Source organism: Hymenobacter aerilatus, assembly GCF_022921095.1.
In the GTDB taxonomy this organism is placed as follows: Bacteria; Bacteroidota; Bacteroidia; order Cytophagales; family Hymenobacteraceae; genus Hymenobacter; species Hymenobacter aerilatus.
The window spans coordinates 3,693,794-3,719,385 of the sequence record NZ_CP095053.1; the positions used below are offsets into that span (position 1 = coordinate 3,693,794).

The following is a 25,592-nucleotide window of genomic DNA, read 5'->3' on the forward strand; positions in this document are numbered from 1 at the left end:
CACTCATGAATCTGGGTATTTTTTTTGATCCGCTTCGGGAAGAGGTGGTGGCCCCACCGGCTGCCCCTACGGCCCTGGCGGCGTACATCACCCCGTTTGTGCACACGTTTCCCGATTGGCGCTCGGCCGACCTGGCCCTTATCGGTCTCGACGACTGGCGCGGCACCGCCGCCGGGGCGCCTACCCACCACGGCGCCGATGCCGTGCGGCAGCGCTTCTACCACTTGCAGCGCGGCGTGCGGCCAGCCAAGTTGGTAGACTTAGGCAATCTGCGGCCTGGCCTCACGCTGGAAGACACCTACCTGCGCCTACGCGAAATAGTGGCAGCTCTGCTAGAGCACAATACGGTAGCCATCCTGCTCGGCGGTGGACCCGATCTGGACTACGGGCAGTTTCTGGCCTACGAAACGCTGGACCGTCCCATCAGCTTTGCCTCCGTAGATGCCCGCGTAGACATGGCCGAGTACGACTGCGCCCCGGCCGAGGAGGCCCACCTGCGGCGCATGATCATTCACGAGCCCAACTTCCTGTTCAACTTTGCGCAGCTAGGGCACCAGCAATACCTGGTGGCGCCCGACGTGCTAGCGGCCCTGGAAAAACTGCACTTTGAAACGATGCGCTTGGGAGCCATCCGTACTGATGTGCGCCAGGCCGAGCCCCTGCTCCGCCAAGCCGATTTCGTGACGTTTGACGTGGCCGCACTCCGCTGGACCGAGGCGCCGGGCTACTACCCTGCCAATTCCTTCGGGCTTAGCAGCGAAGAAGCTGCGCAGCTGTCTTGGTATGCCGGCCACAACGATCAGCTTACATCCTTCGGCCTTTACGGCTACCGCCCCGACCACGACACGCACGGCCTGGCGGCTGGCACGCTGGCTACTATGCTGTGGTATTTTGTGGAGGGCTTCTACCACCGTTGGGGCGAAATGGATTTTCAGAGCCGACGCTTTATTCGATATGCAGTGGGACTGCCTGGCACACCGGCCAAGCTGGTGTTCTACAAAGCCAAACGCACCGAAAAATGGTGGCTGGAAGTGGAAAGCCTAGCCGATAGCGACATCAAGCGCATTGTGCCATGCAGTTACGACGACTACATCCGCGCCGCCCAAGGCGACCTACCCAACCGCTGGATTCTGACGCAGGCGCTACTGGGATAGTGGTTGCCGCAGGGAGGTTTAGCTAGTTCGCTAGTTATTTGCTGTATCTATGAGCGAAACGCACGCAAACTCATCTGCCCAAGATAGCCTACCCTTGCCGGTAGACACATTGTTGCCTACCTACACGCGCGCCCAACTAGCCCTGCGCAATGGGCAAGACCGGGACGAAATATGGGTGGCCTACCAGGGCAACATCTACGATGTGAGCCGCTCCCGGCTATGGCGGCGCGGCAACCACTACGAGCATTGGGCCGGTCAAGACCTCACCCGTGAGCTAGACCATGACGCCCCCCATACGCCCAACGTATTCGACAATTTTCCGATTATTGGCCGGTTGGCGGTCAGTGCTTCTCCGAAGAAGTAAGCTGATTGTACACCCATAATTGTTGCATTCCCTACCCTGTTTCTTACCGCATGAAGGCATTTATCTTCGATTTGAACGGCACCATGATTCATGATATGGAGTACCATACCAAGGCGTGGCGCCACATTTTCAACCACGAGCTGGGCGGCAATTTCACCTGGGACGAAGTGAAGCCGCAGATGTACGGCAAGAACGGCGAGGTGCTGGTACGCATGTTCGGGCCGGACCGCTTCACTGCCGAGGAAATCGAGGAACTGTCGGTAGCGAAGGAGCAGCGATACCAAGACGAGTTTCGGCCGTACTTGCAGCTGCTGCCGGGGTTGGCGGAGTTTCTGGAGCGCGCCTACCAGCTGGATATTCCGGTGGCCATTGGGTCGGCGGCTATTCCGTTCAATATTGATTTTGTGCTGGATACGCTGGATATCCGGCGCTATTTCCGCGCTATCGTCAGCGCCGACGATGTGACGCTGAGCAAGCCGCACCCCGAAACCTTCCTGAAAGCCGCTGCTGAGTTAGGCGTCGAGCCCACCGATTGCATAGTGTTTGAGGACGTGCCCAAAGGCGCCGAAGCCGCCCACACTGCCGGCATGGATACCGTGATTCTCACCACTACGCACCAGCCGCACGAGTTTACGCACTTGCCCAACGTGCTGCACTTTGCCGAAGACTTTACTGATACCTTTATCCGTCAGTTACTCTAACCTCCTTCGCCCCTACCCCATGAGCACCACCGAAAGCGCCTCCCTGTTCAATAATCTCGAAACGCTGTCGACCCACGAGCTACTGGCTGGTATGAACAGCGTAGACCAAACCGTACCGCAGGCCGTAGCAAAAGCCCTACCCCAACTAGAGGCATTAGTAGAAGCCACCGTGGCGCGGCTACAACAGGGCGGCCGGTTGTTCTACATCGGGGCGGGTACCAGCGGGCGGCTGGGCGTGGTTGATGCCTCGGAGTGCCCGCCTACCTTCGGCGTGCCGCACGGGCTGGTAGTGGGCATCATTGCTGGCGGCGACACCGCCATTCGCAAAGCCGTAGAAAACGCCGAAGACGACGCCCAGCAAGCCTGGCGCGACCTACAAGCCCACAATATCACCGACAAAGACATCGTGGTGGGCATTGCCGCCTCGGGCCGTACGCCCTACGTGATTGGCGGTCTGCAACGGGCCCGGCAGCACGGACTGGCCACGGGCTGCATTGTGTGCAATGCGAGTTCTGCGGTAGCGGCCGCAGCCGAGTTTCCGGTAGAAGTAGTAACCGGACCGGAGTTCGTGACGGGCAGCACCCGCCTGAAAGCCGGCACCGGTCAAAAGCTGGCGCTCAACATGCTCACTACCGCTACCTTCATTCGGCTGGGTAGGGTGAAGGGCAACAAGATGGTAGACATGCAGCTCTCCAATGCCAAGCTGGTAGACCGCGGCGAACGGATGCTGATGGACGAGCTAGGTATCGAGCAGGATGAAGCCGCTCAGTTACTAAAGAAGCACGGCTCGGTGCGGGCAGCACTAGAGGCGCGCGGGTAGGGACTATAATTGAGCAGTTACTACTCCACTCCGAACACTTCAATTCGGTCTTGCGTTAGGTAACGGCGGCCTACGCATGTAAGGCCGGTTGTTGTACCTCTAGCTATACCTGCGTGCATACCATCGAGCCACACTACGCCTGGATCGACCAGTACTCGGCTTCTGAAGACCCTCGCTCCCCCCTCCACGGCGCCGAGAACAGCCTCGACAGCTACGTGAATACCATCTACGGCTATTACATTCATCCGCAGTGGGACAGCTTTGGGTCGGATACCCTGTTTATCAAGATTTTATTTGTTGACTACGAGCAGCAGTCGGCCATTCTGGAGTTTATCGGAGAATGGAATGATGCCATTGAAAACGACATCATGCAGCTCAAGCGGGAAATCATCGACCCGCTGCTACACGAAGGCATTGCCCGTTTTGTGCTCGTAGGCGAAAACGTATTCAACTTCCACGGATCCGATGATTCGTACTACGAGGAATGGTTTGAGGATGTAGAAGACGGTTGGATTGCCGGCGTTAACTTCCAGGAGCACGTCTCGCGCGAAATGCGCCAGTACAACCTCGATAGCTATATCAACTTTGGTGGCCAGCTCGACGAGCTACCGTGGCGCACGTATTCACCCAAAAAGCTTTTCAAAGTCATAGACGGCCTGTTGCAGCGTCGCCTGGGGTAGGCACTATTTGCTCTTGCGCCACAAACAAAAAGGCCTCCCGGTGTGGGAGGCCTTTTTGTTATATCAGACGTTGCTGAAATTACTGAGCAGTCGTGCCAGTGGTAGCAGGAGCAGTAGTAGTAGGAGCGTCGGTAGCGTCAGCTGCATCTTCCATGTTGTCAGCCTTAGCGTCGGCCGAGTCACGTACTGCGTCAGCTTGCTCTTCCATAGCGTCAGCTTTGGCTTCGCCAGCAGCTTCTACGTTGTCAGCAGCTTGCTCAGTAGCGTCTTCTTTTTTGCTGTCGCAAGAAGCGAACGAGAACGAAGCGGCAGCCAGAGCGAGGAACAGAACTTTTTTCATGATGGGGGTAAGTTGAAAAATGAAATTTCAGGTTTGGTGAGTTTCGCGGGTTCCAGCCGAGCCGGAGGCGAAATTCGGGGGTTTATACCTACATCAGCAGAAGGTAACCCGACCTACCCAAAAAAATTTCAGTTTTTTTCTGCTTTACTTCTTCCGGAACACAATACCAATCGGAACGCCTTGAAAACCAAAGTTTTCACGCAGCCTATTTTCCAAGTAACGCGTGTACGATTCCTTCACATACTGCGGTAGGTTGCAGAAAAACGCAAATACCGGGTTGTGGGTAGGCAACTGTGTCACGTACTTTATACGTACCATTTTGCCCTTAGTGGCGGGCGGCGGCGACTTTTCAATCTCGCGCAGCATCACCTCGTTGAGCTGGGAGGTAGGGATTTTGTGCATCTTATTCTCGTACACCTGAATGGCCGTTTCGATGGCCTTGTGCACGCGCTGCTTATTCAGCACCGAGATGAATACGATGGGTGGGTAGGCAATCGGCGCAATCTTCTCGCGGATTTTCTCCTCGAATTCCTTGGCGGTGTTGGTTTCTTTGTCCTCGATGAGGTCCCATTTGTTCACCAGAATCACGATGCCTTTGCGGTTCTTGTCGGCCAGGGAGATGATGTTCACGTCCTGCGCCTCAATGCCACGGGTAGCATCCAGCATCACCACACACACATCCGACTCCTCCATGGCCCGAATGGCGCGCAACACAGAGTAAAACTCCACGTCCTCCTTCACCTTGGTTTTGCGGCGCAACCCGGCCGTATCTACCAGGATAAACTCGTTGCCAAACGCGTTGTAGCGCGCCGAAATAGAGTCGCGGGTGGTGCCAGCAATATCCGTCACGATGCTGCGGTCGGTGCCTAGCAGCAGGTTCACAAACGACGATTTGCCAGCATTAGGGCGACCTACTACGGCAATTTTAGGCACGCCGGCATCGGGCTCTTCCTCACCTTCTTCCTCGAAGTGGCTTACTACCGCATCCAGCAAGTCGCCGGTGCCAGAGCCGCTTTGCGAGCTGACGGAATAGATTTCGCCGTCACCCATACCCAGGGCGTAGAACTCGCCAGCGGCGTGGGCGCGGGCGTTGGTATCGGCCTTGTTAGCCACCAGATAAATCGGCTTTTGGCCCTGGTAGCGGCGCAGTACGTTGGCAAACTCCTCGTCTAGCGGGTGCAGACCAGCGTCTACGTCCACCATAAACAGCACCACGTCGGCCTCATCAATAGCCAGCTTTACCTGCTTATTGATTTCCTCCTCGAATACGTCCTCGGAGTTGTGCACGTAGCCACCGGTGTCAATCACAGTGTAGTACTTGCCAATCCAGTCGCCGTAGCCGTAGTGCCGGTCGCGCGTTACGCCCGACTCGTTGTCCATGATGGCTTTGCGCTGCCCCACCAAGCGGTTGAACAGCGTGGACTTGCCCACGTTGGGGCGGCCCACAATTGCAATGGTATTTTTCATTTGTCTGACTCCAGCCGCCAGCCCGACCAGTTTTGGCAGTGCCCGGAGTAGTTAAGTAGGTTGATGTGGTCGGAGTTGTTTTAGGGAGGGTAGGGAGGTGTGAGGGTAGAAAGTGATGTTTCGTAAACTTCTACCCTTACACCTCCCTACCTATCCTACTATTGATAGCCGAACCGGCTCAACGCTTTGGGGTCAGTGCGCCAGTTTTCGTTGACTTTCACGTGAATTTCGAGGAACACTTTTTTCAGGAAAAACTTCTCCATTTCCTCCCGTGCCCAGGTGCCTACCTTCTTTAGGGCCTCGCCGCCTTTGCCGATAATAATACCCTTCTGACTGCTACGCTCCACGTAAATCGTGGCGCGCATCCGGATAATATCGTCCTCTTCCTTGAACTCCTCGATGCCTACCTCGCAGGAGTAGGGCACCTCTTTTTTGTAGAGCTTGAAGATTTTCTCCCGAATCATTTCGGCGGCAAAAAAGCGCTCCGGCTTATCAGTTAGCTCGTCTTTGGGGTAGTAAGGCGGGTGAATCGGCAGCTTCTCTAGAATCAGATCGAGCAGCTCGCCGGTCCCGAATTTCTCCAGCGCCGAGATAGGTAGCACGCGGGTGGCATTGGGTAGGTGCTCCTGCCAATACGCTACCTTCGCCTCTACCTCAGCCTGATCGGCCTGGTCGATTTTATTGACCAGCAAAAAGATAGGCGTATCCTGCATTTTGCGCAGACGCTCCACCACTGGTTCTTCATCGTGCTTCTCGTAAATATCCGTCACGAACAGTACCACGTCGGCGTCTTCCAGCGACGAGTACACGAACGACATCATGGCGCTGTGCAGCTCGTACTTGGGCTGTATGATGCCGGGCGTATCGGAGTACACCAACTGGAAATCGTCGCCGTTGAGAATGCCCAGGATGCGGTGGCGCGTGGTCTGGGCCTTGCTGGTCACAATGCTGAGCCGCTCACCCAGCAGCGCGTTCATCAGCGTGGACTTGCCCACGTTGGGCTTGCCGATGATGCTCACGAAGCCGGCGCGGTGCGGTTTTGGTTCGGTATTCACGGGTTGTCAGGGAATTAGCCCGCAAAGGTACGATTTTTCGGGCGGCTTCGGAAGCTTGGTCAAATAAGTAGTCCTTCCTCTATGGCCTGCCTACCTTTGCCCAGATGCCACTTACCACTCTCCTCTTCGACCTCGACGATACGTTGTTCGACCACGCCGGTACGGCCCGCGCTGCCCTGCAAGCCAGCACAGTACAGTTTTCTAGTCTCGCCACTGTGCCATTGGACGACCTGTATGCACGTTACAGCGAACTGCTGGAGGAAATGCACCCACGTGTTTTGGCCGGTGAGATACACTACCTTGATGCCCGCCGCCTGCGGTTTCAGCAGCTACTGGCGCCCTACCACGTGCTAGACTCCGAAACTGCCACTGAAGAATTTGTTGGGCTTCATTATGACCACTACCGCCGCCTGCGCCGACCAGTAGCTGGCGCTGTGGCACTGCTTGAGGCCCTAAAGCCGCGCTATCAGATTGGTATTATCACCAATAACCGCACTGCCGAGCAGCAGGATAAACTGGCTTTCTTGGGACTGACGAACCTTGTAGATGCCCTCATCACCTCCGAGGATGTGGGTGTGCCCAAGCCCGACCCGCGCATTTTTCAAGCAGCGCTGGAGCGACTGCACGCCCTACCCGAAGAAACCGTGCTGGTAGGCGACAACTGGACTGCCGATGTACTGGGCGCACGGGCCGTGGGCATCCGGCCGGTATGGCTGAAACGATTCGGCACTTCTAGCCCCGATCCTACCGTAGCCGTACTAACAGGACTAGAGCCGCTGCCGGAGGTGCTGCGCGTGCTGGAAAGCACCGTGCCTTAGCAACGGACATGGGAGCGTAAGCACAGCTAGAGAATCCAGCGAAAAATCCTGGTTTCCCTGCAAACCTCCCGGCCCCTACCTTTGTCTTGCTACGGATTAGCCGTTTCCTACTCATGCCTACCCCCGCCACTTCCAAACGCCGTGTTGGCGTCCTGCTCGTCAACCTCGGCACGCCCGACTCGCCTCGCACCCCCGACGTGCGCCGCTACCTCAACGAGTTCCTCACCGATGGCCGCGTGATTGATATGCCAGCCGCCGTACGCTACCCTCTTTTTCAGGGGCTGGTAGTACCGTTGCGGGCGCCCAAATCAGCCAAGATTTACCAGCAGCTCTGGGATACGGAGCGCGGCTCGCCCCTGCTCTACCATGGCCTGGATCTGCAAAAGCTGGTACAGGAGCAACTCGGCTCCGACTACGTGGTGGCCTTTGGGATGCGCTACCAGAATCCTAGCATCGAAAAGGCGCTGGAGGAGCTGCGCGACGCCGCTGTAGAACGCATTATTGTGCTACCCTTGTTTCCGCAGTACGCCGCGGCCAGCACCGGCTCAGTGCAGGAAAAGGTGATGGAGATTGTGAGCAAGTGGTGGATTGTGCCCAGCGTAAACTTCATCAGCACGTTTACCGATGACCCCGGCTTTATCGGCACTTTCGTGACGCTGGGTAAAGCTGAAATGGACAAGCACGACTACGACCACGTGCTGTTCAGCTACCATGGTATTCCGGAGCGTCATGTGCTGAAGGGTAGCTTCAAAGGCTACTGCCAGCTGGGCAAGTGCTGCAACACGTATAATAAGAACAACCGCTACTGCTACCGGGCGCAGTGCTTCGAGACCTCGCGCCTGCTAGCCAAAGGCCTCGGCCTGCGCGACGACCAATACACGGTAGCCTTCCAGAGCCGCCTGCAAAGCCGCCTGCGCGACCCATGGCTGCAACCCTACTCCGACGAAGTGCTGAAGGAATTCCCAAAAAAAGGCATTCAAAACGTGCTGGCATTCTCTCCCGCTTTCGTAGCCGACTGCCTGGAAACCACTATTGAGGTAGGCGTGGAGTTCAAGGAACTGTTTGAAGAAGCCGGTGGCAAGCACTGGCAGTTGGTACCTTCCCTAAACTCGCACCCCCAGTGGGTAGAAGGCGTGGTGAACATGATTCAGCAGAATTAAGGACACCCTATTTACTACCACTCCAAGAACCTTTTCCACTCTCGTTAGTTATATCCGACCTGCTACGTATAGCGGGTCGGATATTTTTTTATTTGTGTTTTTCGGCGCTGTGTCTTTACCTTTGTGCCACCAATTCTTTCCCTTTAAAGGATTGTTTTTATACAGAGGCGTGGAGAGACAGGCTCGACGAAACGCCGGCAACCTCCGCTTATCGCGGAACGGTGCCAAGTCCTGACCATATAAAAACAAACAACCGTGGTCCATTCCAACAACTTCCGCACCCTTGCTTCTCCTACCCTCTCCGGCCGTGTAGCCGCTTGTATGGGTATGATGTGCTGTGCCTGTTGTTGTTGAAACGACCGGGAACTCGTTCCCTTTAACCTGAGTCTGACTGCCCGAAGTGCCCCCGGCACGGCCCCGACTCGCAATCCGTACCGTGCGTAAGCAGCCAACGCTGCCGCCGGCTACCCTTCCGCGGCCTCGTCCGCACTTCTCCTTTAGATTTTCTTCGTTTATGGCTACTTCCCTCGAATCGCGGGTTTCTGACCTACGCCAGCAGTTTGCTATCCAGGATGCATTGGATATCCTACGCACTGCGGTAGAAGAGGCTCCCGGCAAAGTCACTTTCTCCACTTCTTTCGGGATTGAAGATCAGATTATTACGCATCTGATTTTTGCACACGACCTGCCCATTGAGGTATTCACGCTGGATACAGGCCGCAATTTTCAGGAGACCTATTCCACCTGGAGCAAAACCATTCTGAAATATCAGAAGCCTATCAAAGCTTACGCTCCGCAGACGGCCAGCGTGCAGGCGCTGGTAGAGGCCAAAGGCCCCAACAGCTTCTACGAGAGCATTGAGAACCGCAAGGAATGCTGCGGTATCCGCAAGATAGAACCCCTAAATCGGGCGCTGGAAGGCCAGCAAATCTGGATTACTGGCATCCGGGCCGAGCAGTCGCAGAACCGCCAGACCATGGAGCCGGTAGAGTGGGACGAGCCGCATCAGCTTGTCAAAATACACCCCCTGTTCAATTGGACCTGGGAGCAGTGCTGGGCGTTTGCCAAAGACAACGGCGTACCTACCAACCCACTGCATCAGCAGGGCTTTGTGAGCATTGGCTGTGCCCCGTGCACCCGCGCTATTAAGCCGGGTGAGGACTTCCGGGCCGGGCGCTGGTGGTGGGAAAACGCTGATGCCAAGGAGTGCGGCCTACACGCCACCCACAATGGCCCCGACCCGGTGGTGGAACAGGTGCCGGCGTAGAAGGATAGTAGAACGCCATGCTCCGATAAGCTCAGCATGGCGTTCTACTACCCCGCGCCCATATCACAAACAACGGAATACAGACAACTCATTCATATGCCTACCCTTGATTACCTGGACCGGCTCGAAGCCGAAGCCATTCACATTCTGCGCGAAGTAGCAGGCCAGTTTGAGCGGCCGGCCCTGTTGTTTTCGGGCGGCAAAGATTCGATTGTGCTTACCCGTTTGGCTGAAAAAGCGTTCCGGCCGGGCAAGTTTCCGTTTCCGTTGGTACACGTAGACACAGGCCACAACTTTCCTGAGGTGCTGGCCTTCCGCGACGCGCTGGCTGCGCAACTCGGCGAAAAGCTGGTGGTACGCAAGGTAGAAGACACCATTAAGCAAAAGGGCTTGCAAGACCCAACCGGCAAATACCCCAGCCGCAACCCGCTGCAAACCTACACGTTGCTGGATGTGATTGAAGAGTTTGAGTTTGATGCTTGTATCGGCGGGGCGCGCCGCGACGAGGAGAAGGCCCGCGCCAAGGAGCGCATCTTTTCCGTGCGCGACGACTTTGGCCAGTGGGACCCCAAGCGCCAGCGCCCCGAGTTGTGGAACATCTATAACGGCAAGATTCAGAAGGGCGAGAACGTGCGCGTGTTCCCTATTTCCAACTGGACTGAGTTGGACGTGTGGAACTACATCCGCCGCGAGAACATTGCCCTACCCGAAATCTACTTTGCCCACGAGCGCCAGTGCGTGGTGCTACCCGGCGGGCAGCTATTGGGTCTCACAGAGCACCTGCACCTCGATGCCGACGATGAGATTGTGAGCCGCCAGGTGCGCTTCCGTACCGTGGGCGACGCTACCTGCACGGCTGCCGTGGCCAGCGACGCCAGCACCGTGGAAGACATCATTGCCGACATCATCCAGGCCAAAGTGAGCGAGCGGGGCGCTACCCGCCTCGACGATACCATCTCGGAAACCGGCATGGAAGACCGCAAACGCAACGGCTATTTCTAAATGGTGAAGTTGTGAAGGGTGAAGTTGTGCATTGCATATACACTTCATCCACACGACAAACTCACAATTTCACAACCTCACCATTTCACCATCTCATCTCATGGATTTACTTCGATTTATTACGTGCGGCAGTGTAGACGACGGCAAAAGCACGCTGATTGGCCGGTTGCTATACGATTCTGATTCGGTGTCGCTGGATATTCTGGCGGCGCTGGAAAGCCGTGGCGCGGCCCAAGGCAACGTAGACTTAGCGTTGCTAACCGATGGTTTGAAAGCCGAGCGCGAGCAGGGCATCACCATTGATGTAGCCTATAAATATTTCACCACGCCGCGCCGCAAGTTCATCATCACCGATGCGCCTGGCCACGTGCAGTACACTCGCAACATGGTGACCGGCGCCAGCAACGCCGACCTGGCTATTGTACTGGTAGACGCCCGCCACGGTGTGATTGAGCAAACGCGTCGCCACAGCATCATTGCAGCGCTGCTGGGCATCAAGCACTTTGTGCTGGCCGTGAACAAAATGGACCTAGTGGGCTACGACGAGCAGGTATTCCGCAAGATTGTAGCCGATTATCAGGACATCACCAAGCTGTTGAAGCTGACCGACGTAACGCCGATTCCGATGAGCGCCTTGCAGGGCGACAACATCGTGCGGCGCTCGGAACACATGACGTGGTACACCGGCCCCAATCTATTGGAGCACCTCGAGGCCGTACCTGGCGCCGAGGAAACCAAGGCCGAGCCCCGCTTCCAGGTACAGTATGTGGTGCGCCCTCAAACCGCCGAGCTGCCCGACTACCGCGGCTACGCTGGCCAGATCCAGAGCGGCACCTACCGCCGTGGCGACAAGGTGCAGGTGCTACCCTCCGGTCTGGCATCGACCATTAAAGCCATTGAAATCAACCAGCAAGAGGTAGAACAAGCCGTGGCTCCGCAGGGCGTGATTATTCGCCTAGCCGATGACGTAGATATCAGCCGCGGCGACACGATTGTACCGGTGCAGCATGTACCGCACCTCACGCGCGAGCTAGAAGCCACGCTGTGCTGGATGGCCGAAACGCCGTTGCGTGCCGGCCGGCGCTTCTTGCTCCAGCACCATGCGGCCCTGGTGAAAGCCTCGCTGCCTACCATCCTCTACCGCCTCGATGTGCAGAGCCTTACGCACCTGGGCGCCGAGGAAGCTCGCCTGAACGACATTGTGCGGGTGCGCCTGAAAACTGCTGTGCCCCTGGCCGCCGACATCTACCGCGACAATCGGCAGTCGGGCTCTTTTGTGTTGGTAGACGAGCAAACCGGCAATACTGTAGCGGCTGGCCTTATTGAAGCTGTTGACCCGGACTATTTCACTGTGGCCGAACCCGGTGCCGTGGCGTTTTCTATTTAGTAGAGGTGCGGTGCACACGCCCGTCGTTGCAAACCTGTCTCTGACACCTACCGCGTAAAGGGCGACTACAAGCCGCCCCTACCTCGCCCTATCTCATTCTCTCAACCCATGCCTACCCTCCCTACCCCTCGCCTGACTGTAGTAGGCGCCGGCCCCGGCGACCCGGAGCTGCTGACGCTAAAGGGCGCCCGCGTACTGGCCGAGGCCGACGTGGTGCTCTACGACGCGCTGGCCAACGACGAATTGCTGGCCTATGCCCCCACTGCCTTACAAATCTTTGTGGGCAAGCGACGGGGAAAGCGCGCCTACTCGCAGGATGAAATCAACGCCCTCATTGTAGCGCAAGCCCGTCAGCACGGCCACGTGGTGCGCCTGAAAGGTGGTGACCCGTTTGTGTTTGGGCGAGGCCGGGAGGAAATGCTGTATGCTGAGGCGCACGGCTTGGCCACGGCCTACGTGCCCGGTATTAGCAGCGCCGTAGCGGCGGCGGGTAGCCTGGGCATCCCGGTTACGCACCGGGGGCTAAGTGAGGGCTTTCGGGTACTTACGGCCACTACATCTAGTGGGGAGCTGTCGGGCGAGGTACTGGAGGCGGCACGGGCCAACGCTACCACAGTGATTCTGATGGGATTGAGCCGGCTGGAAGAAATTATGCAACTGTTTGCCCGGTACGGGGCCGCCCAACGGCCGGCGGCCGTGGTGCAGAATGGCACCCTGCCCAATGCCCGCCTCGTGGTGGGTACGGTGGCTACCCTGGCCACACAAGCTGCCGCGGCTGGCATTGGCGCACCAGCTATTATCGTGGTAGGCGATGTGGTGACACTGGCCACCGCCCAGGCTACGCCCCAGCAGGCGGCCACTATTCTTTATCAATACGCTCAAGTAGCCTAAGGGCTTTCTGCATGTCAACTCCAACCAACTCCCTACCCTTCGGCCTCGACCCGGCCAGCCTCGACCAGCAAAGCGCCACCCTGAAGCCGGAGCAGTTGCTGTGGCTGAGCGGCTACTTCTATGGTCGCTACGCTGCCGCTGGTGCTGCGCCCGCAGGTGCGCAAACGGCAATGGCTCCGGCAGCCGTACAGGCCGCGCCGGCTGCGCTGCCACCCATCACCATTCTGTATGGCTCCCAAACCGGCAACGCCAAGAAAGTGGCGCAACTGGCCCTGGAGGCTGCCACAGCGAAGGGGCTGCAAGCCGTGGTGAAAGACATGAACGACTACGCCCCACGCCAACTGGCGCAGGAAAAGCTGTTGTTGGTGGTCGTGAGCACGCAGGGTGAAGGCGAACCACCCATTTCGGCGGAGGAGCTACACCGCTTTCTACTCGGCAAGCGGGCTCCCCAACTGCCTGAGCTGCGCTACGCCGTATTGGCCCTCGGCGACCAGAGCTATCTGCAATACTGCCAGACCGGCAAGGAGTTCGATGCCCGTTTGACGGAGCTAGGCGGCCAACGCCTGCTGGATCGGGTAGATGTGGACGTGGCGTTCCTACCCCCCTCGAAACAGTGGATTGAGGAAGTACTGACGAACATTGCCGCAGAAGCTGCGCCGGCAGCCAGCACGTCGGCCGCTGCGGTCGTAACGGGTGGCGCACCCGCACCTACGGCCCCGGTATACTCGCACGATCATCCGTTTGAGGCTCGGGTGCTGGAAAGCATTCAACTCAATGGCCGCGGCTCGACCAAGGAGACCTACCACCTGGAGCTGGATCTGACCGATTCGGGCTTGGTTTACCAGCCCGGCGATGCGCTGGCCGTAGTTCCCATCAACGAACCGCCGCTGGTAGAGCACACGCTTCGTGCTGCCGGCCTGGGCGAAGGTGACACCGTGCAACTCGATGGCAAGACCCTACCCTTGAGCACAGTCCTTACCGAGCACCGCGAGCTGTCTACCCTCACACGCGACGTGCTGGAGCGCTACGCCTCCCTCACCGAGCGTACCGAACTGCGTGAACTGCTGGCCGATAAAACCAAGCTGCAACCCTACCTCTACGGCCGCGATGTGGCCGACTTATTAGCCGAATATCCCACGGAACTATCGGCCCAGACGCTGGTAGACACGCTGCGGCCGCTGCCTACCCGCGCCTACTCCATTGCCAGCAGCCTGCTGGCCCACCCCGATGAGGTGCACCTTACGGTAGGTGCTGTGCGCTACGAGGCTTTCGGGCGCAACAAGCAAGGCGCCTGCTCTACCTTCCTGGCCGACCGCGTGCAGCCCGACGATATCGTGCGCGTGTTTGTGGAGCAGAATGAGTACTTCAAGCTGCCCCAAGACCAGGCTACCGATATCATCATGATAGGAGCCGGCACAGGCGTGGCGCCGTTCCGGGCCTTCGTAGAGGAACGTGTAGAGCTGGGCGCTACCGGCCGCAACTGGCTGCTGTTCGGCAACCCGCACTTCACTACCGATTTTCTGTACCAGACGGAGTGGCAGCAATACCTGAAAAAAGGTGGTCTGAGCAAGCTGGATGTGGCCTTCTCCCGCGACCAGGCCGAGAAGCTCTACGTGCAGCACCGCCTGCTCCAAAACTCTCGCCAGGTGTATGAGTGGCTGGAAAACGGCGCCCACTTCTACGTGTGCGGCGACAAAGCCCGCCTTGGCAATGCCTTGCAACTGGCCCTCACGGAGGTAGTGCAGCGCGAGTCGGGGCTCAACCAAGAAGCCGCCACCGACTACGTGCGCAACCTGCGTAAGCAGCGCCGCTACCTGGAAGACGTGTACTAAACTATTAACATCATCATTCTCAATGCATTGCTATCCTCGAAGCTGCTGTTGTTGTAGGTAGCCGTGGCTCTCTTGGCCGCGGCCCCATCTCCCCGACCAGTACCCCCACCCCTTCCTTCTTCTTTGCACTTCATAAGACAGCGCACGCATTGTCATGAGACAACTATATCCTTTTTTCTGGCTTTTCAGCTTCTTGCTTTTAACTGCCCGAGCGGCCGTGGCGCAAGACCCCATCATTGCAGTGAGCGGCAACGTGCGCGACAACACCCATCAGGCTCTACCTGGCGTCACCATCAGCGTGAAGGGCGGTAGCGTGGGCACACAAAGCGACGCCGATGGCAATTTCATTTTAAAAGAGCGGTTGCGTTTCCCCTTCACGCTGGTGTTTAGCGCCATTGGCTACGATACACGAGAAGTGGAAGTGGCCCGCGCCAGCAGCCGCCTGCAAGTGTCGTTGGAGTCGAAAAACATGCTGATGAACGAGGTGGTGGTATCGGCTTCTAGGGTAGAGGAAAGCCGGCTTCGCTCGCCGGTGGCTATTGAAAAACTCGACATTCGGGCCATCAAGGAAACGCCCGCGCCCAGCTTCTACGATGCCCTAGAAAACGTGAAGGGCGTGCAGATGACCACCAGCAGCCTCACGTTTAAAGTGCCTAACACGCGCGGCTTCAACATTCCGAACAACTTCCGCTTTATGCAGCTAGTGGATGGTGTGGATATGCAGGCGGCTACCCTGGGTGTGCCTTTGGGCAACGCCATTGGTCCCACCGAGCTGGACATTGCCAGCGTGGAAATTACGCCGGGCGCCGCCTCGGCCCTCTACGGGATGAACGCCATCAACGGTATGGCCAACCTCACTACCAAAAACCCCTTCACCTACCAGGGCTTGAGCGTGTATCAGAAGTTGGGCGTGAACCATGTAGATGGCATCGACCGCGACCCGAGTGTGCTAACTGAGTCGGCGGTACGGTGGGCGCAGGTGGTAGGCCCTAGCCAGCGCTGGGCGTACAAGGTGAACCTGTCCTACCTGCGCGGTACTGACTGGCTGGCCAACACCCAGACTGACCAGAACCCTCAGACAGCTTCCTCAGCTAACCCACGCTTTCCGGAGCTGAGCGGTGCCAATAACCCCGCCGCCGACCTCTGGAACCGCTACGGCGACGACAACGCTGGCAACGTGTCCATCACGATTCCCTACAACGGCCGCAACGAAACTTTCAACGTGCGCCGCTCGGGCTACTACGAGCGGGACTTGGTGAATCCCATTGTGCGCAACATTAAGGCCGACGCCAGCCTGCACTACAAGCTAACAGATAAGCTGGAGTTGAGCTACGGCTACCGGTTTGGGTTGATGGACGGCGTGTTTCAGCGCGGCAACAAGATTCAGCTGGATGGCGTGACGGTGCAAAACCATAAGCTAGAGCTGCGCGGCCAGGATTTTACGGCCCGCGCCTACATGCTGATTGAGAATACTGGCGACTCTTACAACCTTAATCCGCTGGCGCTGAATCTGGATTTGCAGAACGGCTCCAATGCCGTGTGGGGCCGTCGGTTTCAGACTGCGCTACAAAGCCAGATCGGCGAAGGCGCCAGCCTTGCCGACGCCATGCGCCAGGCCCGCGTAGTGGCCGATGCTGGCCGCGCCGTGCCGGGCACCGCCGCGTTCAACGACCTCAAAAACCAGATTGTGCACACCAACAACTGGGACAGCGGCGTGAACGTACCGGGCGCTCCTATTCCGGGTGGTGCGGCTCTTACGCAGCGCAGCCACACCTATCACGCCGAGGGCATCTGGAACCTAGGGCAACGTGTCAAGTTTGCCGACGTGATTGTGGGCGCTGATGCACGGGTATACGCCGTAATTCCAGACGGCAACAACTTCGTGGATTTTGGCCGCCCGATTAACGAGCGTACCCAGCCCGGCGGTGACAATCAGTACTACCGGAAGGTAGGGGGCTTTGCGCAGGCTACTAAACTCTTCTTTGCTGACCGCTTAAAACTTACGGGCTCTTTGCGCCTCGACTATAACCCCGAGTTCAACCCGAAGCTGAACCCACGGATTGCGGCTGTCTACACGGCCGCCGAGAAGCATAGTTTCCGGGCGTCGTACCAGAACGGCTGGCGCTTCCCGAGCTTGTTTGAGGCACTGTCGTTTGTGAACAATGGTAACGTGCGGCGGGTAGGCGGCTTAGCCCGCGTGAACGAGGGGCTGAACTACCTCGGCAATTCTTACACGCTGGCGTCCATCTCTACCTTCAATGCGGCGGTAAATGCTTACGTAGCCGCCAACGCAGGTGCCACTGCCTCGCAGGCCGCACTGCGCCCCGAAATCCGTAGCCTCCTGACTGTTGGCAACCTACCCACCGAACAACCCGAGCAAATCAACGCCTACGAGGTAGGCTACCGCAGCGTACTGTTCGACAACCGCTTGTCGATTGACGCAGATGCCTACTACAACATCTACTCGGGTTTCCTAGGGCAAGTAGAAGTGAGCGTACCCAAAGACGCCGATGGCAACCAGGTGCAGGTAGGCTCCGACGATGCAGTACTGGCTGCCCTGAACAGCAATCGTGCAGCGCGGCAAGACCGCTACCGCGTGTATACCAACGCCCGCAACAAGTATCACAGCTACGGCTCTACCTTGGGCCTGACGTATAATTTCTACCAGAAATTCTCGATTGGCGGCAACGTCAACTTCAACAACCTGTCGGCCAACGACGAAGCCGACATCTTCGTGACGGGCTTCAACACCCCCAAATGGGCGACCAACGTTACCTTCGGCAACCGCGAGATTGTGCGCAATGTGGGCTTCAACGTAGTGTGGCGCCGGCAAACCAGTTTCCTGTGGGAAAGCCCCCTGGCCAATGGCCGGGTGCCCGCCTACCAGACGGTAGACGCGCAAGTAAACGTGCGCGTGCCGAACCTGAAGACCACCATTAAGGTTGGAGGAGCAAACGTCTTCAACAACCGATATATCCAGTACGCTGCGGGTCCTACCATCGGGGGCTATATTACGTGGCCCTAACGTTTGACAATACTGTGCTGCGCTAGTGCCAGCCTTCCTAAACGATTCCATCATGGCTGACCAACCAAAATTATCTGACGTTGAACGTATTAAGACTGCCAGCAACTACCTGCGCGGCACGCTTAAAGAAAGTTTGGCTGACCCCATCACCGGCGCTATTGCCCCCGACGATACCCAGCTCATCAAGTTCCACGGCTCCTACCAGCAAACCGACCGCGACCTAGAAAGCGAGCGGAAGCGCCAGAAACTGGAGCCGCTGTACTCGTTCATGATTCGGGTGCGGGTGCCGGGTGGCGTAGCTACCCCGGAGCAGTGGCAGCGCATGGATGCCCTGTCGGATGCTTACGGTAGCGGGGCCCTCAAGCTCACCACGCGCCAGACGTTTCAGCTGCATGGCATCCTGAAGCGCGATTTGCGGGCTACCATTCAGGAGTTCAACGATGTGCTGATGGACAGCATTGCGGGCTGCGGCGACGTAAACCGCAACGTGATGTGCGCTGCCAACCCGCACGAGTCGGCCCTGCACAAGGACGTGCACGCGGTGGCGGCGGCCATTAGTGCCCACCTTACGCCCCGCACTACCGCTTATTGGGACTTGTGGCTAGATGGTGAAAAGCGTTACTCGAGCTTGGTGAACGATGGCGAGAAGGAAGACTTCGAGCCGATTTATGGCGCTACTTACTTGCCGCGCAAGTTCAAGATTGCACTGGCTGTGCCGCCCCAAAACGACACCGACATCTTCTCCAACGACATTGCCCTGACGGCCATTGCCGAAAACGGTGTGCTGCAAGGCTTCAACGTGGCCATTGGTGGCGGCATGGGCATGACTTTCGGGATGCCCGAAACCTACCCTCGCCTGGCCGACCTCATCGGCTTCGTGCCCACCGATAAGGTAATAGATGTGTGTGAGAAGGTAGTCACCATTCAGCGCGACTGGGGCAACCGCGAGAACCGCAAGTTCTCCCGTCTCAAATACACCATCGACCGGGTAGGGCTGCCCGCGTTCCTGACCGAGCTGCGTCTGCGCCTAGGCTACGAGCTAGAAGAAGCGCGCCCCTACCAGTTCACCGGCTCCGGCGACTCGTTTGGCTGGAGCCAAGGCGAAGATGGCAAGGAGCACCTGACGCTATTTGTGGAAGGTGGCCGCGTGACCAATAAAAACGGTGTGGAGCTGAAAACCGCCCTGCGCGAAATTTCGGCTTTTCATACCGGCGAGTTCCGCCTAACGGGCAACCAAAACCTAGTCATTGCCAACATCGACCCCAAGCATCGCCAGCGCGTGCAACAGGTCTTAGAAAATCGGGGGGCCTGGGCCCAAACCCAGCAGCAAACTGCCCTGCGCCTTGGCTCGCTGGCCTGCGTGGCTCTGAACACTTGCTCCCTCGCCTTTGCTGAGGCCGAGCGCTACCTTCCCCACTTGCTCGACCGCCTCGATACCGTTATTCAGGCCAATGGCCTCAGCGACGAGGGTATTCTGATTCGGATGACGGGCTGCCCCAACGGCTGCGCCCGCCCCTACCTCGGCGAGATTGGGTTGGTGGGCCGCTCCATTGGGCGCTACAACCTCTACCTCGGCGCCGACCACTCTGGCCAGCGCATGAACAAGCTCTACAAGGAAATGCTGGATGAGGAAGGCATCGTGGCTGAGCTAACCCCACTGCTGGAGGCCTATGCACAAGACCGTGAGCCCCAAGAAAAATTTGGCGACTTTGTGATTCGCCAGGGCCACGTGGCTGCTACCGTTCAGGGTCTGGACTTCCACGCTTAACTCAGTGGCAAGTTATGAGTGGCTGGCCACTCATAACTTGCCACTCACACCTGACAACTCATTCCATGGAATCTCGCCATGCTACTTATACGCCTACCGAACCGGCCCCGCCAACGGGTACGACGTGGTGGCGCCGTTTGGCACTGGGAGCATTAGCAGCCGGTGTGCTCCTGCTGCTGCTGCATTTTGCTGCTACTTATTTTGCTCAGCAATCGGTCTGGGCCTTTCTGAGCACGTCCAAAACCTTCTACATCTTTGTAGCCATTGGCTTTGGGGCGCAGCTGATTGATGGGCTACTGGGCATGGGCTACGGGGTAGTCACGGCCATCAGTCTGATGTCGATGAATCTGAATCCGGCGGCCGTGAGTGCCAGCATTCATACGGCCGAGATGTTTGCCAGCGGCGCATCGGGTTTCAGCCACTACCGGGCCGGCAACGTCAACCGCCGTTTGTTTAAAGCCCTATTGATTCCGGGTATTCTGGGCTCGGTGAGCGGGGCATTGCTCCTTACCTACTTCGGCGAGCATTACGCCAACTACATCAAACCGGTACTGGCTGTATATCTGCTGTTACTGGGCATTCGCATCATCAGCAAAGCCTTCAAACAGGCCACTGAACGCCGAAAAAAGGTAAAACACGCGGGTTGGCTAGCAGGCGCCGGTGGTTTCCTCGATTCGTTCGGCGGTGGCGGCTGGGGTCCCCTGGTTACGAGCACCCTCATTGCCAATGGCCGCACGCCACAATACGTTATCGGCTCGGTGAGCCTCACAGAGTTCTTCGTGACGTTTGCCAGCGCCCTGACCTTCTTTGCTACCCTAGGCGTCACGCATTGGCAGATTGTGCTGGGCCTGATTGTGGGCGGCGTCACGGCAGCGCCCTTCGCAGCCCGCTTGGCCGGCCGCATCCCCATCCGCGGCATGTTTATCGGGGTAGGGCTCATGGTCATCTTCTGGAGCCTCTGGACCCTGAGGAAGCTGATCTTTTAAGAATAGTGAAATGGTGAGTTGAAAGTATCTGTCATCCTGAGCACAGCGAAGGACCTTCTCACGCATGAACGAGTCGTTGTTACGATAGTCGTTCTGCCGTGAGAAGGTCCTTCGCTGTGCTCAGGATGACAGCTGCTTTTATTACTTCACAACACTACTATTCTTACCTCGGCCGACGATTGGCATAAAACTGCTCGTCGTTGTAAGAAGGCTGATCGTAAAAATTGCCGCTGGTATTCTGTGGCAAGGCCAGTTTCAGACTACGCAGCATAGCTTCTTCGTATTCGCGCGTAATCTGGATTTCGGTGTAGGGCGGATAGTCCAGTACACTTTCCAGGGTCAACGATGGTACAAATACATTATCGGCGTCCTCGTCAATAGCGGCTGCTCCAATGGGCAACAGAATGTGCCGCTCCCATTTGTCAACCTGCAACGAGGTATCCAGTTCCACATCGAGGTAGCGCACTTTCAGGGTTTCTACTTCTACTATCAACTCGTACACGTCGCCAAACTTTTTGCCGTCGCCGCCGCGCACCGACCAGCCGCGCACGTCGGGGTTGCCATCGGCTACTTCAAACTCGGTTAGGTCGCGCAGGCGACGTAGATGCATATGTTGGCCCGAGGGCACGGGCGCAGCGGTAGTTTCCATATGTGTGGAAGATTTCGGTTAGTTGCTTCGGCCTACGAAGTGGGTCCGCCCATCGTTTTCATCAGCTGTGCAGCGTGCCTGAAAAAGTTCTGCACCCACTCGCGTTCCTGCACCGTGCCTGTGCGGCCGCTAAACTGGCTGGCTTGCAGGCTCAGGTCGTTGGCGGCAAACTCCTCGTTGGGGTAGGCTTTTTGCTGCATCGCCTTCAGCAGCGAAGCCACCGCCAGAAAGCCCGGCCGCAAGCTGGTACCCTCCTCATCGATGCGGGCGGTAGCGCTGGTAAGCTGGTCGCGCTGCTCATTCACATTGGGGTCCCGAAACTCGGCGCGGTCGGCCATGCGCACCAGCGTTGCCGTGAACCGACGCAAGCCCTCCCGTGCATACTCAGGCTGCGCAGGATCGGTGGCTGCGTAGGCCTCCAGTTCCTCAGGGGTAGGCGGCAGTTCATCGGCTGCTGCCATATCGGCCACGGCCTGCCCGTCGGCAGCCGGCATAGCTTTGCTGGCGTTCAGGTCGGTAGGGGTAGAAGCACCGTCGCTGACTACTGGCGGCAGCGGAGGTGTCTCGGCGGTATCATTCCGGAAAACAAAGTAGCCAGCCACTGCCAGCGCCAGTGCCACCAAAATAACTATCAGCCAAGGGCTGGGAGAAGATTTCTTGCGTTGAATATTGATTTCAGCCATAAAAGCAAGTAGCTAAACGGAGGGTAGTGGTACAGCGTGGAGGTACTGCATACGGAATGGCGCGGAGTTAGTATGTTTAGTTCGCTCATCTTCTCCCTACCCCCTGTGCAACCTACCGATTTTGTAGCCGAGCTCCGCGCCCGGGAAGTACTAACAGAAGCCCAAGCCGAAGCCATCTACGAGTATGAGCGTACTCGCCCGTTTTCTTTGCACTACGAGCTACGCACCTTGCTCTACCTGGGTATTGTGCTGCTCACCGGTGGCCTGGGCGTTTTGCTGTACCAACACGCCGACGACATCAGCCACAGCCTTATTGTAGCCGCCCTGGTGTTGCTGATGGCCGGCAGTTTCGGCTACGCGGCGCGGCATCAGCCGCCCTTCACGTGGCAGCAGGCCCCTACCCCCAGCGTACTGCCCGATTATCTGCTGCTTCTAGGATGCCTGTTATTTCTCTCGCTGGAGGGCTACTTGCAGGCCAAGTATACTTTTTTTAGCAACCGCTACGGGCTGGCTACGCTGCTGCCGGCCCTGCTGTTCCTCCCCCTCGCCTACCGCTTCGACCATCGGGGCGTGCTCTCGATGGCCATCACGGCATTGGCAGCATGGGTAGGGCTGAGCGTAGCGCCGCTGTCGGTTTTCAGCAATCAGTTTCTCACGGCTGCTATTTGCCGGGCTGCTATTGGCTTGGGTATGTTCTTGCTGCTGGTTGCTTGGCAAAGCGAAAAGCGCCGCCTCAAGCCGCATTTTGCCTACACCTATTTGCTATTGGGTAGCAACTTATTGCTGGCGTCCGCCACGGCCGCCATGTCTCAGGAGCTGTTGCGGCCACTGGTGTTGCTGTTCCTGCTTATTCTAGGGGTTTGCGCTTATCTGTTCCTCTACGCCCGCCGCACGCATTCCTACCTTTTTATGCTGCTGAGCGTGGGGTATGGCTACGTAGCCGTTACGTATGGTTTGTTCTCGCTGCTAGAGTATACTCATGGTGATATTGTAGGCCTCTTTATATTTTATATCATCTGCTCCGTAGCCGGTATCGTCTGGTTTTTGGCTAACATTCAGAAAATAGTAGGTACTGATGATCGGCAAAGCCTATAACCCGACTTGGGCGCGCAACGAAGTTCTCCGCACCGACGTCCGGCGCTGGCACCAGGCAGGACTCCTGACGCTGCCGCAGCTGGAAGCAATCCAGCAGTCCTATCCGCTGAATTTCTACCGTCCGCCGCTCTATCTCCGTCTCTTGCTGTTTGTGCTGACGGTAGTAGCGTGGCTGTTGGCAGCCGGATTGGGATTCTTCTTTTTCCTAGGCCCACTAGCCCAGGCATCAAGAATCGATTTGCCTGAGACGATTATTATCGGGGTAGGCTTTGAGTTATACGCGCTTGGGAGTTGGCTGATTTTGGAGAATTTCATTCGCGCTAACCAGCTGTATCGTGCGGGCCACGATGTAGCACTGTTGTACATGACGCTTGGCTGTGCCAGTGCGGCCATGTTTTGCCTCCTGAGCCCTCTCCTACCTAGCTCCAACCTGCTGGCGCTGACTTCACCCCTCCTACCCTTGTTTCTGCTACCCGTCCTGGGTATCCTACTGGTAGCCATCATCCGCTACGCCGATGCGCTGGTAACCGCCGCGGCCTATGGGGTAGTATTGGCGCTCTTGGCCAATGCACTGCTGCGTTTTGAGGCAGGTCGGCTCCTGTTGCCGTTTGCCGTGATGTTGTTGTCGGTGGGCTTGTACCAGTTAGGCCAGCGCCTCGCTCGCCGTACCGACTACCTTTACTATCAATACTGTTTTCTCACCTTGAAGACGCTGGCGCTGGTCACCTTCTATCTTGGGGGTAATTATATGGTAGTGCGCGAAGGCAATGCCGCTATCAGCGGGGACTTAGTTTCCCAACAAATACCTTTTGCTTGGGTCTTTTATCTTTCTACAGCACTTATTCCGCTATACTATATCTACCACGGTCTGCGCCGTCCCGACCGGGTATGGCTCCTGACAGGCTTGGTGGCCGTGGCTTTTTCGGGCTATACCGTGCGTTTCTACCACTCGGTACTACCACCCGAGGTAGCCAGTACATTACTTGGGGCGGCGTTGGTGGCTCTCACTGGAGCGCTGCTTCGCTACCTGCGCACCCCGCGTCATGGTCTCACGGCTGCAGCCGACACGGCCCACTACTCCGGTCTCAACCTAGAAGCCCTCGTTACTGCCGAAACTGCTGCCCGCCAGGGCCACACACCAGCCTCCCACTTCGGGTTCGGGGGTGGCCAATCTGGTGGCGGCGGCGCTACTGGTCAGTTCTAGGTGAGGTAGACAAGAGTACAGACTGCTGCTCACGGAGTATCAGCCCATCGCAACCCAACAAGCAACGCGCTACCCTATAGGCTGTTTTTGATACATCTTTGCCAGCTGCTCCACGGCGTAGTCTACTTCCTCGGGCGTATTATACTTGCTCATGGAGAAACGGATGGCCCCCCGGTCTGGGTCGCAGCCCATAGCGGTGAGTACATGCGAGCCGGCATTGGCCCCGCTGGTACACGCCGAGCCGCCCGACACCGATACGCGGTTGATATCGAGGTTGAACAGCAGCATCTCATTTAGCTCCGAGGGTGGTAGGCTCACGTTCAACACCGTATACAAGCTTCGGTCGGCTTCTGCCGAGTGGCCATTGAACTGCACGTCTTCAATACCGGCTCGCAACTTTTCAATGAAACGGTCTTTCAGGCCCTGTATGTGCTGCTGGTGTGCGGCCATGTCGCGGTAAGCAATTTCCAACGCCTTTGCCAAGCCCACAATGCCGTATACGTTCTCGGTACCCGCCCGCACGTTCCGCTCCTGCGAACCACCGTGGATAAGCGGCGTCACCTGCAATTCCGGATTGCGATACACAAAGCCTACCCCCTTCGGTCCATGAAACTTATGGGCTGACCCAACCAGGAAATGCGGCTTCAGCTGCTGTACATCGTGGCGGTAGTGTCCCATCGTTTGCACCGTATCGGTGTGAAATACGGCGTGGTGCTGACGGCAGATGTCGGAAATAGTCTTTACATCGTTGAGGTTACCAACTTCGTTGTTGCCGTGCATCAGGCTCACCAGTGTGCGGGGCTGTCCGGCCAGTAGCTCTTCCAGATGCGCCAGATCCAGCGTCCCCTGCTCATCGTGCCGCACGTAGTGCAGCATAATCGCGCCCGATTTTTCCAGCGCCTGCAACGGATGCAGTACCGCATGGTGTTCCAGCGGCGACGTAACGGCCCGCGTCAGGCCCAGTGTGTGAATGCTCCCAAAGATGGCATAATTGTCTGCCTCCGTTCCGCCCGACGTGAACGTAATTTCGGCCGGCGCGGCATTAATCAGGTGAGCAATGGTTTTGCGGGCATTTTCCAACACTGCTCGCACCTTGCGCCCGTGGCCGTGAATACTGCTGGGGTTGCCGTAGAACTCACGCATAAATGGCAGCATAGCCTCCAGCACCTCCGGGTCGAGCGGCGTGGTTGCAGCGTTATCAAAATACACAGTGGTAGGGGTAGCAGAAGCAGGCACCATGGTAG

General features: G+C 57.6%; 23 protein-coding genes and 1 riboswitch. Of the genes, 17 read left to right on the plus strand and 6 right to left on the minus strand.

Annotation, left to right across the window (positions count from 1 at the left end; translation table 11 throughout):
• Nucleotides 1–5: 5 nt before the first annotated feature.
• From MUN82_RS15485 to MUN82_RS15505, 5 genes are all read left to right on the plus strand, one after another.
• Nucleotides 6–1,154 carry a formimidoylglutamase gene (locus tag MUN82_RS15485; RefSeq protein WP_245091888.1) on the plus strand — a complete coding sequence of 383 codons (1,149 nt, stop codon included), beginning with the start codon at nt 6–8 and terminating at the stop codon, nt 1,152–1,154.
• A gap of 112 nt (nt 1,155–1,266) precedes the next feature.
• On the plus strand, nt 1,267–1,518 hold the full coding sequence (locus tag MUN82_RS15490) for a cytochrome b5 domain-containing protein (RefSeq protein ID WP_245097584.1): 252 nt from the start codon (nt 1,267–1,269) through the stop codon (nt 1,516–1,518).
• Nucleotides 1,519–1,568: 50 nt separating this feature from the next.
• On the plus strand, nt 1,569–2,219 hold the full coding sequence (locus MUN82_RS15495; RefSeq protein WP_245091889.1) for an HAD family hydrolase: 651 nt from the start codon (nt 1,569–1,571) through the stop codon (nt 2,217–2,219).
• Between the two features lie 19 nt (nt 2,220–2,238).
• Nucleotides 2,239–3,039: an N-acetylmuramic acid 6-phosphate etherase gene (murQ, locus tag MUN82_RS15500; RefSeq protein WP_245091890.1), complete on the plus strand. Its 801-nt coding sequence runs from the start codon at nt 2,239–2,241 to the stop codon at nt 3,037–3,039.
• 113 nt (nt 3,040–3,152) lie between these two features.
• Nucleotides 3,153–3,719 (plus strand): hypothetical protein, encoded by a 567-nt coding sequence (locus MUN82_RS15505; protein WP_245091891.1) that lies wholly within the window; start codon nt 3,153–3,155, stop codon nt 3,717–3,719.
• Between the two features lie 79 nt (nt 3,720–3,798).
• Here the strand turns inward: MUN82_RS15505 and MUN82_RS15510 are convergent, their stop codons facing one another.
• The 3 genes from MUN82_RS15510 to era form a co-directional block, all read right to left on the minus strand.
• Nucleotides 3,799–4,059, minus strand: a complete 261-nt coding sequence (locus MUN82_RS15510) for a hypothetical protein (protein ID WP_245091893.1) — start codon at nt 4,057–4,059, stop codon at nt 3,799–3,801.
• 144 nt (nt 4,060–4,203) lie between these two features.
• A complete protein-coding gene (der, locus tag MUN82_RS15515; RefSeq protein ID WP_245091895.1) occupies nt 4,204–5,526 on the minus strand; it encodes a ribosome biogenesis GTPase Der in 1,323 nt (440 codons plus the stop codon).
• A 158-nt stretch (nt 5,527–5,684) separates the two neighbouring features.
• Nucleotides 5,685–6,581, minus strand: a complete 897-nt coding sequence (era, locus tag MUN82_RS15520; protein WP_245091897.1) for a GTPase Era — start codon at nt 6,579–6,581, stop codon at nt 5,685–5,687.
• A 104-nt stretch (nt 6,582–6,685) separates the two neighbouring features.
• On the opposite strand from era, the gene MUN82_RS15525 reads away from it, so the two are divergent.
• The 10 genes from MUN82_RS15525 to MUN82_RS15570 all read left to right on the plus strand — a co-directional run bounded on the left by MUN82_RS15525 (nt 6,686) and on the right by MUN82_RS15570 (nt 20,717).
• Nucleotides 6,686–7,399, plus strand: coding sequence for an HAD family hydrolase (locus MUN82_RS15525; protein ID WP_245091899.1), 714 nt, complete (start codon nt 6,686–6,688; stop codon nt 7,397–7,399).
• A 113-nt stretch (nt 7,400–7,512) separates the two neighbouring features.
• Nucleotides 7,513–8,559, plus strand: coding sequence for a ferrochelatase (gene hemH, locus MUN82_RS15530; RefSeq protein WP_245091901.1), 1,047 nt, complete (start codon nt 7,513–7,515; stop codon nt 8,557–8,559).
• 154 nt (nt 8,560–8,713) lie between these two features.
• Nucleotides 8,714–8,805: riboswitch (SAM riboswitch) on the plus strand.
• A 268-nt stretch (nt 8,806–9,073) separates the two neighbouring features.
• Nucleotides 9,074–9,826, plus strand: a complete 753-nt coding sequence (locus MUN82_RS15535; RefSeq protein WP_245091903.1) for a phosphoadenylyl-sulfate reductase — start codon at nt 9,074–9,076, stop codon at nt 9,824–9,826.
• Nucleotides 9,827–9,922: 96 nt separating this feature from the next.
• On the plus strand, nt 9,923–10,828 hold the full coding sequence (gene cysD, locus MUN82_RS15540) for a sulfate adenylyltransferase subunit CysD (RefSeq protein WP_185282316.1): 906 nt from the start codon (nt 9,923–9,925) through the stop codon (nt 10,826–10,828).
• A gap of 100 nt (nt 10,829–10,928) precedes the next feature.
• Complete coding sequence (locus MUN82_RS15545; RefSeq protein WP_245091905.1) at nt 10,929–12,215, plus strand: sulfate adenylyltransferase subunit 1; 1,287 nt, start codon at nt 10,929–10,931, stop codon at nt 12,213–12,215.
• 108 nt (nt 12,216–12,323) lie between these two features.
• Complete coding sequence (cobA, locus tag MUN82_RS15550; RefSeq protein ID WP_245091907.1) at nt 12,324–13,106, plus strand: uroporphyrinogen-III C-methyltransferase; 783 nt, start codon at nt 12,324–12,326, stop codon at nt 13,104–13,106.
• Nucleotides 13,107–13,117: 11 nt separating this feature from the next.
• A complete protein-coding gene (locus MUN82_RS15555) occupies nt 13,118–14,938 on the plus strand; it encodes an assimilatory sulfite reductase (NADPH) flavoprotein subunit (protein WP_245091908.1) in 1,821 nt (606 codons plus the stop codon).
• Nucleotides 14,939–15,131: 193 nt separating this feature from the next.
• On the plus strand, nt 15,132–17,963 hold the full coding sequence (locus MUN82_RS15560; RefSeq protein WP_245091910.1) for a TonB-dependent receptor: 2,832 nt from the start codon (nt 15,132–15,134) through the stop codon (nt 17,961–17,963).
• A 52-nt stretch (nt 17,964–18,015) separates the two neighbouring features.
• A complete protein-coding gene (locus MUN82_RS15565) occupies nt 18,016–19,731 on the plus strand; it encodes an NADPH-dependent assimilatory sulfite reductase hemoprotein subunit (RefSeq protein WP_245091912.1) in 1,716 nt (571 codons plus the stop codon).
• A 65-nt stretch (nt 19,732–19,796) separates the two neighbouring features.
• Nucleotides 19,797–20,717: a sulfite exporter TauE/SafE family protein gene (locus MUN82_RS15570; RefSeq protein ID WP_245091914.1), complete on the plus strand. Its 921-nt coding sequence runs from the start codon at nt 19,797–19,799 to the stop codon at nt 20,715–20,717.
• 163 nt (nt 20,718–20,880) lie between these two features.
• Here the strand turns inward: MUN82_RS15570 and MUN82_RS15575 are convergent, their stop codons facing one another.
• Complete coding sequence (locus tag MUN82_RS15575) at nt 20,881–21,366, minus strand: PRC-barrel domain-containing protein (protein ID WP_245091916.1); 486 nt, start codon at nt 21,364–21,366, stop codon at nt 20,881–20,883.
• Between the two features lie 32 nt (nt 21,367–21,398).
• On the minus strand, nt 21,399–22,049 hold the full coding sequence (locus MUN82_RS15580) for a hypothetical protein (RefSeq protein ID WP_245091918.1): 651 nt from the start codon (nt 22,047–22,049) through the stop codon (nt 21,399–21,401).
• A 72-nt stretch (nt 22,050–22,121) separates the two neighbouring features.
• Between MUN82_RS15580 and MUN82_RS15585 the strand changes: the two genes are divergently transcribed.
• A complete protein-coding gene (locus MUN82_RS15585) occupies nt 22,122–23,144 on the plus strand; it encodes a DUF2157 domain-containing protein (protein ID WP_245091920.1) in 1,023 nt (340 codons plus the stop codon).
• Nucleotides 23,125–24,348 carry a hypothetical protein gene (locus MUN82_RS15590; RefSeq protein WP_245091922.1) on the plus strand — a complete coding sequence of 408 codons (1,224 nt, stop codon included), beginning with the start codon at nt 23,125–23,127 and terminating at the stop codon, nt 24,346–24,348. The genes MUN82_RS15585 and MUN82_RS15590 overlap by 20 nt, the downstream gene beginning before the upstream one ends.
• Nucleotides 24,349–24,417: 69 nt before the next feature.
• Here the strand turns inward: MUN82_RS15590 and MUN82_RS15595 are convergent, their stop codons facing one another.
• Entirely contained in the window at nt 24,418–25,587 is a 1,170-nt protein-coding gene (locus MUN82_RS15595; RefSeq protein ID WP_245091924.1) for a cysteine desulfurase family protein, read from the minus strand.
• Nucleotides 25,588–25,592: the final 5 nt, after the last annotated feature.

Coding starts and splice junctions, on each gene's coding strand:
- hemH (WP_245091901.1), top strand. CDS start 7,513: ATGCCTACCCCCGCCACTTCCAAACGCCGTGTTGGCGTCCTGCTCGTC.
- der (WP_245091895.1), bottom strand. CDS start 5,526: ATGAAAAATACCATTGCAATTGTGGGCCGCCCCAACGTGGGCAAGTCC.
- MUN82_RS15595 (WP_245091924.1), bottom strand. CDS start 25,587: ATGGTGCCTGCTTCTGCTACCCCTACCACTGTGTATTTTGATAACGCT.
- MUN82_RS15585 (WP_245091920.1), top strand. CDS start 22,122: ATGTTTAGTTCGCTCATCTTCTCCCTACCCCCTGTGCAACCTACCGAT.
- MUN82_RS15580 (WP_245091918.1), bottom strand. CDS start 22,049: ATGGCTGAAATCAATATTCAACGCAAGAAATCTTCTCCCAGCCCTTGG.
- MUN82_RS15590 (WP_245091922.1), top strand. CDS start 23,125: ATGATCGGCAAAGCCTATAACCCGACTTGGGCGCGCAACGAAGTTCTC.
- cysD (WP_185282316.1), top strand. CDS start 9,923: ATGCCTACCCTTGATTACCTGGACCGGCTCGAAGCCGAAGCCATTCAC.
- cobA (WP_245091907.1), top strand. CDS start 12,324: ATGCCTACCCTCCCTACCCCTCGCCTGACTGTAGTAGGCGCCGGCCCC.
- MUN82_RS15545 (WP_245091905.1), top strand. CDS start 10,929: ATGGATTTACTTCGATTTATTACGTGCGGCAGTGTAGACGACGGCAAA.
- murQ (WP_245091890.1), top strand. CDS start 2,239: ATGAGCACCACCGAAAGCGCCTCCCTGTTCAATAATCTCGAAACGCTG.
- MUN82_RS15525 (WP_245091899.1), top strand. CDS start 6,686: ATGCCACTTACCACTCTCCTCTTCGACCTCGACGATACGTTGTTCGAC.
- MUN82_RS15510 (WP_245091893.1), bottom strand. CDS start 4,059: ATGAAAAAAGTTCTGTTCCTCGCTCTGGCTGCCGCTTCGTTCTCGTTC.
- MUN82_RS15555 (WP_245091908.1), top strand. CDS start 13,118: ATGTCAACTCCAACCAACTCCCTACCCTTCGGCCTCGACCCGGCCAGC.
- MUN82_RS15535 (WP_245091903.1), top strand. CDS start 9,074: ATGGCTACTTCCCTCGAATCGCGGGTTTCTGACCTACGCCAGCAGTTT.
- MUN82_RS15575 (WP_245091916.1), bottom strand. CDS start 21,366: ATGGAAACTACCGCTGCGCCCGTGCCCTCGGGCCAACATATGCATCTA.
- MUN82_RS15570 (WP_245091914.1), top strand. CDS start 19,797: ATGGAATCTCGCCATGCTACTTATACGCCTACCGAACCGGCCCCGCCA.
- MUN82_RS15565 (WP_245091912.1), top strand. CDS start 18,016: ATGGCTGACCAACCAAAATTATCTGACGTTGAACGTATTAAGACTGCC.
- MUN82_RS15485 (WP_245091888.1), top strand. CDS start 6: ATGAATCTGGGTATTTTTTTTGATCCGCTTCGGGAAGAGGTGGTGGCC.
- MUN82_RS15495 (WP_245091889.1), top strand. CDS start 1,569: ATGAAGGCATTTATCTTCGATTTGAACGGCACCATGATTCATGATATG.